Origin of the sequence: Micromonospora sp. BRA006-A (genome assembly GCF_033433935.1) — a bacterium.
Lineage (GTDB): Bacteria > Actinomycetota > Actinomycetes > Mycobacteriales > Micromonosporaceae > Micromonospora > Micromonospora aurantiaca.
The window spans coordinates 1,572,375-1,578,934 of record NZ_JANCLW010000001.1; the positions used below are offsets into that span (position 1 = coordinate 1,572,375).

Here is a 6,560-nt window from a genome sequence, read left to right on the forward strand (position 1 = left end):
CCGCGCCGATGGGTGCAGAGCAAAGCCGGCGGCGGGCATCCCGGTTCCGGACGGGCTTCATGACGCGCAGTGACCGGGCGTCGGTGCGGCAGCGCACCGGGCCGATCGCGAGAAAGGCGAGAAGAGCGGGGCCGTCAGCTCGTGGGGGTGGGGCTCAGCGTGGTCGTACCCGGTGACGGCGACTCCGACGGGCCGCGGGTCGGGGTCGGGGTGACCGGGACCTGGTCGCCCTTGGCCGGGTCGCGGATGACGTGCCGTTCCAGGTTGACCTGCGACTGCCCGGTGCCGCCCACGGTGATCTCGTCGTACGCCTGGAGCAGCTTCTGCTGGTCGAAGTAGAGCACCGTCATGGTCAGCGGGGTCGGCTTCTCGCCCTCCAGGCCGCGCAGCCCGGCACCGCCGGTCGAACCCTGCACCATCAGCGTGGTCGGCTGCTTGCCCTCCACCTGCGGCAGCTTCGACACCTGCCGGGAGTGCGTGTGCCCGGACAGCACCAGCGGGCAGGTGCCGGAGAGTGGGCCGGCCGAGGCGGGGTCGTGGATGAGCGCGATGTCGACCTTGCGCGGCGACTTCCCGATCGTGGCGGCGAGCTGTTCACCGGCACCGATCACCTGGTCGGCGACGGTCGAGGTGAGGCCGCTTCCGGCCGGTGAGGTCTCCTTGTCCGGGGTGAAGCGGGGGTCGCCGATGCCGGCGATGGTCAGCCCGCCCACCGTCGTGACCGAGTTGTTCAGCACGATCGCGTTCGGCTGCTGCGCCACCGCGGCGGCGGTGCGCGGCGAGTCGTGGTTGCCGCGGATGAACACGTACGGCTTCTTGAGCAGGCCGATCGACCCGACGAACGAGGCCTCCGGCTCGCTGCCCCAGTCGGTCATGTCGCCGGTGTCGACCACCACGTCGATGCCGAACTGCTCGACCACGGTGCGGATCAGCTGCCAGCCGGTCGGGTTGAGGTGGATGTCCGACACGTGCAGCACCCGGGTGGTGCCGGGCGACGGCTGCACCACCGGCAGCGCCGAGACCGTGGTGTAGAGCTTGCTGACGTTGCCGACCAGCCGCTGGAGCTGCTCGGCGTACTTGGTGTAGTCGTTGGCGATCCGCCGCGCGTCACCGACGATCGCCGGCGCGTTGACGAGCAGGCCCTCGTACCGCGGCTCCTCGATCGCCTGCGGGCGCAGCGTGCTCGCGGCCACCCCGAGGCTGCCGGCGGTCACGACCAGCGCCAGACCGCCGGCCCACGCGGTGCGCCGGACGTCCCGGAAGACGAGCGCGGCCAGCAGCAGCGTGGCCAGCACGGCCGAGGCGAGCGTACGCAGCCCGAGCCGCATCACGCCGTCGCGGACGTCCTGGACGGCCGACTGGCTGGCCCGGCTGATGCTGGCCGGGTCGTCGATGAGCGCCTCGGTGCGCCCCTGGTCCAGCGAGCCCACCTCGACGGTGAGGTACGCCGGACCGTCGTGGCTGTCCAGCAGCAGCGCGCCCAGCGGCGGGATGTCGACGGTGGTGCCGCCGGACAGCGACGGGCTGAGCTTCAGTTCGGCCCGGAACGGGCCGATGTCGGTGCCGACGTGGCCGCCCGCGTACGTGCCGATCACGATGCCGCCGAGCGTGACCGCGAGCAGAGCCAGCACCACACCCAGCCGGCGCAGCCGGTGGCCGGGCCGCCACGCCGTCAGTCGGCGGGCGCGCCCGCGCTCCGGAGACGCCTCGTCCCCGGTGCGCTGCTGTTCGTTCTCGTGGCCGTCCATGCTGAGATTCTGACCTGCCCCCTGCGCGATCTTGACAAACCCGCCCGGCCGGATCAGCTCCGGCCGGCACCACCGTCGGCGAAGACGAGCCGCAGGAGGCGGTCGTCCTCGGCGGTGGGCGTACCCCGCCCGTCCCGGTTCGACGTGCTCACCCACAGTGAGCCGTCGGGCGCCGCCGCGACGGCCCGTAGCCGACCGTACCGGCCGTTGAGCAGGTCGCGCGGCTGACCGAGGACTGTGCCGTTACCGGCCAGCTCCACCAGCCAGAGCCGCTGGCCGCGCAGGCAGGCGGCGACGAGCAGACGGTCCGCTGCCGCCAGGCCGGAGCAGGAGGCGTCACCGGTGGGCCACTGTGTGATCGGGTTCACGTAGCGCCTGTCGTCGCCGCGCCCCTCGACCCGGGGCCACCCGTAGTTGCCGCCCTTGTTGATCTGGTTGATCTCGTCCCAGGTGTTCTGGCCGAACTCCACCGCGTACATCTTCTTGTCCGGCGTCCAGGCGAAGCCCTGGACGTTGCGGTGACCTGTCGACCAGACCGGCGACCCGGCGGTGGGGTTTCCCGGCGCCGGCTTGCCGTCCGGCGTGATCCGCAGGATCTTGCCGCCGAGGCTCTTGGCGTCCTGGGCGTTCTCGGTGCGCCCGGCGTCGCCGGTGCTCGCGTAGAGGTGACCGTCCGGGCCGAAGCCCAGCCCGCCGCCGTTGTGCGTGCCGGACTTCGGGATGCCGGTCAGGATCGGCTTCGGCGCCTGCCCGAGCTGCATCTTCGCGATCCGGTTGTCGTCCTCGGCCGTGTAGTAGACGAAGACCGTGCGGTCCTTCGCGTACGCGGGAGAGACCGCGATGCCGAGCAGGCCGCCCTCGCCGCCGGCGGCCACGTCCGGCACGGTCTGCACCGGCCGCACGGCCAGCCCGTCCGGGCCGGACTCCGGACCGACCTGGAGGATCCGCCCCTTGTCCCGCTCGGTGACCAGCGCACCGCCGTCGGGCAGGAACGCGATGCCCCACGGCACCTCCAGGCCCCTGGCCAGCACGGTGGCGACCACCTGCTGGCCGGCCCCGCCGGGGCTCGCGGTGCCGGACGGTGTGGGCAGGTTGGGCGGGGCGCCGGCCGGGTCCGGCTCGGGCTCGCCGAGGGCGCAGCCGGCGGTGCCCAGCAGCAGCGCCGCGCAGGACGCCGCCAGCGCCGTCCGGAGGCGGCTGACACGGGGGTACGCAAGACGCGGGCTCACCCGCCCCAGCCTAGCCGGGCGGACCGGCGAACCGGGCGCGTCGCGCGCACCCCTGCCCGCCTCCGGCCGTTCGGGGGAGTGCCGGTTCAGCCGGCCCGCAGCGCGAGCAGGGCGACGTCGTCCTCGCGCCGGTGCGCGGCGGCGAGCAGCCGGTCGCAGAGCAGGTCCAGCGGTACGCCCGGCCCGCCGGCCTCGAGGTGGGCGAGCAGCTCGGCCTGTCCCTCGTCGATCGGCTGGTCCCGGCGCTCGATCAGCCCGTCGGTGTGCAGCAGCAACGTGTCGCCCGGTGCCAGGGTCAGCATCCGGCCGCTGCGCCGGGGCGGCCGGGCCAGGCCGAGCAGCGGTCCGCGGCCGTCCGCCACCGACACCGTGCCGTCGGCCCGCACCAGCAGCGGTGGCGGATGCCCCGCGTTGCACCAGGAGACCGCCAGCCCGCCGGCGGCCGGACGGATCCGGGCCAGTACGGCGGTGGCCACGGTGGGCACCCGCAGCCCGCCCATGGCCCGATCCAGGTGGGCGATCAGATCCTCCACCGGATCGTCACGCCCGTACGCGTTGCCACGCACCAGGTTGCGCAACTGGCCCATGGTGGCCGCCGCCTCGATGTCGTGCCCGGCGACGTCGCCGATCGCGGCGATCAACTCGCCGTCGGGCTGGACGAACGCGTCGTACCAGTCGCCGCCCACCTCCACCCGGTCGGCGGCCGGCAGGTAGCGGGCGGCCAGCTCGATCCCGGGCACGGCCGGCAGAGTCGGCAGCATGCTGTGCTGCAACACCTCGGCGACGTGGCGCTGCTCGCCGTAGAGCCGGCTGTTTCCGACCGCCTGTCCGGCGCGTACCCCGATGTCCTGCGCGGTGCGCAGGTCGCTCGGGTCGAAACCGCGCCGCCCCAGACGGTTGACCAGCGTGACCGCCCCGATCACCCGGTCCCCGGCGGCGGTGATCGGCACGGTCAGGTGGGAACCGACGCCGAGCCGCTCGGCGAGCGGCACCAGCTCCGGGCGTGTCGTGCCGCGCGCCACGTCGTCCAGGCCGGCCACTGCCCGCACCACCGGCCGCCCGGTACGCAGCACCGACCGGATCTGCGACTCCGCGCTGAGGCCTGTGGTCAGCAACTCGGCGAAGCGGGCCAGGTCGGGTCCGCGCTCGGCGTCCCGGTGCACGCCGGTGACGGTGCGCGGGCGGCCCGCCGGGTCGACGAGCGTGATCAGGCACCAGTCGGCGAGCAGCGGCACCATCGCGTGCCCGAGCCGGTCCACCGCGGTGGCCACGTCGAGCGTGCCGCCGAGCATCTCGCTCATCCCGGCCAGCATGGCGAGCCGGTCGTGCGCCTCCTCGGCGCGGCGGCGGGCCTGCTCGGCGCCGCGGACCGCGATGCGCAGCCGCAACTCCGACGAGCACGCGGCGGCCAGGTCGGCGAGCGTCCGCAACTGCTCCTTGGTCCAGGCCCGGGGCTTGCTGTCGATCGCGCAGAGCGAGCCGAGCACCCGCCCGTCCAGGTCGGTCAGCGGCATGCCCGCGTACGCGACCACGCCCAGGTCCTCGATCGCCAGGTTGAGGCGTACGCGCGGGTAGAGGCGGGCGTCGGGCAGCACCAGCGGCATCTCGATGTCGACGACGTGCTGGCAGAACGAGTGAGTCAGCGGCGTCTCCCGGCGAGCCGCCCACGGCTCCGGCAGCCCGGTCGCGCCGGGGAAGAACTGACGGTCCGCGTCCACCAGGGAGACGAGCGCGACGGGTACGTCCAGCAGATCCCCGACCAGCCGCGCGAACCTGTCGAACGCCTCGTCCGGTACGGCGTCGAGCCGCGTCTCGTCGAGTGAGCGCAACCGGTCGGGGTCGGCGAGCGCCGGAATCGGCACGGACACCCGTCCCCGGCCGTCCTCGCTCATCGCCACCGCCCTCAGCAAGCGGAACACCCGACCGGCATCCCGTCCTCGGTTATACCCCGCCGGACCGCCACTCCATTCCCGGCGCGGTGTTCGTCACGGGTCACGCCGCACCGCCCGGCCGGGGCCGATATCGTCGGCGGTCGTGAAGGTATGGCTCCCGCACCCCGAAGGCCGCCGGCTGCTCGGCGAACTGCCACCCGGCGTCACCGTGGAGGTGCTGGACGACCCGCACCGGCTCCCGTCGTCGCCGTCCGGGGTGCGGTTCTGGGTGCCGCCGTTCCTGTCCGGCCCGGACGCCGGCGCGCTCCTCACCGAGCTGCCCGACGTCGAGGTCGTCCAACTGCTCTCCGCCGGAGCGGACGCCTGGGCGGGACGGATGCCCGACGGCGTGACCCTCTGCGACGCCCGGGGCGTGCACGACTCGCCCACCGCCGAGTGGGTCGTCGCCGCGATCCTCGCCTCGCTGCGCGGGTTCGCGCCGCTGGCCCGGGCGCAGGCCCGGCGCGAGTGGGCGTACGACGAGGTGGCGCCCACCGACGAGCTGGCCGGCAAGCGGGTGCTCATCGTCGGCGCCGGCTCGATCGGCACCGCGGTCCGCGACCGGCTCGCCCCGTTCGAGGTGACGTTCACGCTCGTGGCCCGTACGCCGCGCCCCGACCAGGGCGTGCACGGGGTCGACGAGCTGCCCGCGCTGCTGCCGGAGGCGGACGTGGTGGTGCTCCTGGTGCCGCTGACCGAGCAGACCCGGGGCATGGTCGACGAGCGTTTCCTAGCCGCGATGCCGGACGGCGCACTGCTCGTCAACGCCGCCCGAGGGCCGGTGGCGCGGACGTCGGCGCTGGTTGCCGAGCTGACCTCGGGCCGCCTGCGCGCCGCGATGGACGTCACCGATCCCGAGCCGCTGCCCGCCGACCATCCCCTGTGGGAGCTGCCGAACGTGCTGCTCACCCCGCACGTCGCTGGCTCGGTACGCGGGCTGCTGCCCCGCGCGTACCGCCTGGTGGGCGAGCAGTTGCGCCGCTACGTGGCAGGGGAGGAGCTGACGAACCGGGTGGTCGACGGCTACTGATCGCCGGCTTACTGATCGCCGTCGGCGTCCGGTAGTTCCTGCCCGGTGACGGCGATCAGCCGGGGCAGCTCGGTGGCGCGTACCGCCGGCAGCATCACCACCTCGCCGTCGTCGAGCCGGGCCATCGCCCGGCCGCGGGAATCACCGGCGAGTTCGGCGACCCGGTTCCACGGCACCCGGCGCTGCCCGACGAGCGCCCGCAGCCGCAGCTCCCGCGCGTCGGCGTCGGTGCCGGCCCGCCACGCCCAGACCGCGACGGCGAGCGGTACGAGCAGCACCCACAGCAGCCACCAGCGGGCGGAGGCCAGGGGCAGCGCGCCGATGAAGGCGACGATCGCGGCGACCAGGATGGCCTGGTTGTGACGGAAACGGACGGTATCGGCGCGGCTCACCTCCCGATGATCCCACCCGACCAGCCCACGCCACCCCGCGGGCATCCCCACCCGCCGCAGATCGTGGAAGCGTGGGGCCCTCTGGGGGCCGTTTCCTTCAAAGATTTCGTGTCGGGGGGCCGTCTATTGATGTGACGGACGTCACTGGTGCGGTGACGTCACCGGGCGCTTCCGGGATCGTTTCTAGGCGTGGCCGCAGCGGTCCCCGCCGATGCGTGCCCCTACCGCCC

The 6,560-nt window shown here is 74.0% G+C and carries 5 protein-coding genes; 1 reads left to right on the plus strand and 4 read right to left on the minus strand.

What is annotated here, in order from left to right:
* Positions 1-134: 134 nt before the first annotated feature.
* The 3 genes from NMK34_RS07625 to NMK34_RS07635 all read right to left on the minus strand — a co-directional run bounded on the left by NMK34_RS07625 (position 135) and on the right by NMK34_RS07635 (position 4,869).
* Positions 135-1,748, minus strand: coding sequence for a metallophosphoesterase (locus NMK34_RS07625; RefSeq protein ID WP_318332820.1), 1,614 nt, complete (start codon positions 1,746-1,748; stop codon positions 135-137).
* Between the two features lie 53 nt (positions 1,749-1,801).
* A complete protein-coding gene (locus tag NMK34_RS07630) occupies positions 1,802-2,977 on the minus strand; it encodes a PQQ-dependent sugar dehydrogenase (RefSeq protein WP_318332821.1) in 1,176 nt (391 codons plus the stop codon).
* A gap of 86 nt (positions 2,978-3,063) precedes the next feature.
* Positions 3,064-4,869, minus strand: coding sequence for a SpoIIE family protein phosphatase (locus NMK34_RS07635; protein ID WP_318332822.1), 1,806 nt, complete (start codon positions 4,867-4,869; stop codon positions 3,064-3,066).
* Positions 4,870-5,011: 142 nt separating this feature from the next.
* On the opposite strand from NMK34_RS07635, the gene NMK34_RS07640 reads away from it, so the two are divergent.
* Positions 5,012-5,938, plus strand: a complete 927-nt coding sequence (locus tag NMK34_RS07640; RefSeq protein ID WP_318332823.1) for a 2-hydroxyacid dehydrogenase — start codon at positions 5,012-5,014, stop codon at positions 5,936-5,938.
* A gap of 8 nt (positions 5,939-5,946) precedes the next feature.
* Here NMK34_RS07640 and NMK34_RS07645 read toward each other — a convergent pair whose 3' ends face one another.
* Entirely contained in the window at positions 5,947-6,330 is a 384-nt protein-coding gene (locus NMK34_RS07645) for a PH domain-containing protein (RefSeq protein WP_318332824.1), read from the minus strand.
* Between the last annotated feature and the right edge of the window lie 230 nt (positions 6,331-6,560).